General features: G+C 45.1%; 2 protein-coding genes. Both read left to right on the top strand.

Features of this window, described 5'->3' with window-relative positions; all coding sequences use genetic code 11:
* A partial coding sequence (locus A3762_RS00675) for a nucleoside monophosphate kinase (protein ID WP_068753628.1) occupies positions 1–490 on the top strand: 490 nt, incomplete at its 5' end.
* 96 nt (positions 491–586) lie between these two features.
* On the top strand, positions 587–901 hold a 315-nt coding region (gene tsaB, locus A3762_RS00670; protein ID WP_068753625.1), incomplete at its 3' end, for a tRNA (adenosine(37)-N6)-threonylcarbamoyltransferase complex dimerization subunit type 1 TsaB.

The raw sequence follows: 901 nt of genomic DNA, 5'->3' as shown, positions 1-901 counted from the left end.
TGGTCTAGTTTCTGATGAGACAATTATTGCTTTGATTGAAGAGCGTATCAAAGAAGACGATTGTGCAAATGGTTTCTTGTTCGATGGTTTCCCACGCACAATTCCTCAAGCAGAAGCGCTTAAAAAGCAGGGTATTGATATCGATGCCGTTGTTGAAATTGATGTAGCTGATGAAGAGATTGTTAGTCGTTTGAGCGGTCGTCGCGTTCACGAGGCGAGTGGTCGTGTCTATCACGTTAAGTACAATCCGCCTGCAACTGAAGGTAAGGATGACATTACTGGTGATGCGCTTGTTCAGCGTGAAGATGACAAAGAGGAGACTGTACGTAAGCGTCTAGATGTTTATCACTCACAAACAGCTCCACTTGTTGAGTACTACTCTGCGTGGGCTGAGTCAGGTGAAGCAGCTGCGCCAAATTACGTTCGTGTAGATGGCGTTGGTGAGATGTCTAAGATCCGTGATCAGATTGTTGCTGGGTTAGACGCATAAGCGAATAATCTTTGAAAGAAAGGCAGCTCCTTGAGCTGCCTTTTTTATTGCTTGGCGTTTATCATATGTTTTTAAATTTTTGTTTGGCAGGTAAGAATGACAGCAATCCTAGCTGTAGATACATCTTCTAAATTGTGTTCAGTGACTTTGTTACTGAAAGGTGAGTGCGGTACTGAGCTTTTTTCTAAAACGCTAGAAGCCGCAAGAAGTCATGTGCAGCATGTTCTTCCTATGGTGAAGGTGCTTTTGGAGGAGGCGGGGCTTAAGTTGGAGGATGTCGATGCACTTGCGTTTGGCCAAGGCCCCGGTTCGTTTACCGGGCTTCGTATTGCTACAGGTTTTGTTCAAGGTATTGCATTCGGTAAGGATATTCCTGTTGTAGGCGTCTCTAACTTGAGGGCGCTTGCGCAT

Source organism: Oleiphilus sp. HI0125, assembly GCF_001635355.1.
The sequence above is the reverse complement of the archived record's forward strand: the minus strand, read 5'-3'. Positions and strand labels throughout refer to the sequence as shown.